The sequence below is a fragment of the Pseudomonas sp. WC2 genome (assembly GCF_050586545.1).
Classification (GTDB): domain Bacteria; phylum Pseudomonadota; class Gammaproteobacteria; order Pseudomonadales; family Pseudomonadaceae; genus Aquipseudomonas.
In genome coordinates this window covers 1-1,193 of sequence record NZ_JBOBDR010000041.1, presented here as the reverse complement: position 1 = coordinate 1,193, position 1,193 = coordinate 1, and the positions used below count along the sequence as shown (strand labels likewise).

Here is a 1,193-nt window from a genome sequence, read left to right as displayed (position 1 = left end):
ACGATCTCACCGCTGTAATCGGTGAGCTCCAGCGGGGTGCCGAGGTGGTCGAGTTGGTAGTAGAACGGGCACGCTTTTTTCGGGCCTTTGCCGTCGAGCAGGGCCAGCGGGCGGAAGGTGCCGGGTTCGTAGACGTAGCTGCGGTATTCGGTCTGGCTACTTTCGGCGACGAGTTGATCGCCTTGCCAGAAGAACTCGGTTATCTGGCCGTCGACGGTTTTGCGGATACGCCGACCAAAGGCGTCGTACTGATACGAGGCGGTTTGGCCGTCCGGGCGGGTCAGGCTGATCAGGCGGTGTTGGCTGTCGTAGCGGTATTCGCTGACAAGTTTTTGCTCCGCGCCACGGCGTTCGCGGATCAGGTTGCCGAAGGCGTCGTAGTCGTAATGGCGGTCGCCCTGCAGCAGCAGGCGGTTGCCTTTGATATGCGAGGGGCCGGGACGGTCCTGCATCAGCAGGTTGCCGGCCGGATCGTGGGCAAAGCTTTCCGGCAGTTCGTCGCGCGAGTGGCGCACGCGGATCAGCCGGTCGAGGGCGTCGTAGCCATAGGTGCGCTGGCCGTGGCGGCTGTCGGCGATGTGTTCCAGATTGCCGTTGGCGCTGTAGGCAAAGTCACGGCGATACAGCGAATCGTGGGAATGGCCTACCGCGTGGGCGAGCAATCTTCCCTGATCGTCGTAAGAATATTCGCTGAGCAGCAGGCCTTGCTGACGTTGCTGTTCGCGCCCGGATTTAAAAACGTGGGTGGTCAACTGCGCGCCATTGAGGTCAATGCCGGTCAGCGCACCGCCCTTGGCGTAGTGATAATCGAGCTTGCTGTTGTCCGGCAGACGCAGGCGTTTGAGCTGCCCGCAGGCGTCGTAGCTGTAGCGCAGGGTGCCCCAGCCTTGATGCTCGGTGATCAGTCGATCCTGGCGGTCGTATTCGAAGGCCAGCGGATGGTTCTGGCCGTCATCGACACCGATCAAACGGCCGAGGCGGTCGTATTGGTAGCTGACCTTGACCCCGTCGGGCAGGGTCTTCAGCAGCAGACGCCCGGCGGCATCGCGTTCGTACGCGGTGACTAGCTGCGAGCCGTCATCACCAAATTCAGTCTTTTCCAGCAGATGGCCGTTGAGGTCGTAGACGTACGCCGTGCGCCGCCCATCAAAACCGGTTTCCTGGCGGATCAATCCGGTCGGCGTGTAGTCCAG

General features: G+C 61.9%; 1 protein-coding gene. It reads right to left on the bottom strand.

All coding sequences use genetic code 11. The features are described from left to right. A partial coding sequence (locus ACQ4OE_RS26720) for an RHS domain-containing protein (protein WP_430948453.1) occupies nt 1-1,193 on the bottom strand: 1,193 nt, incomplete at both ends.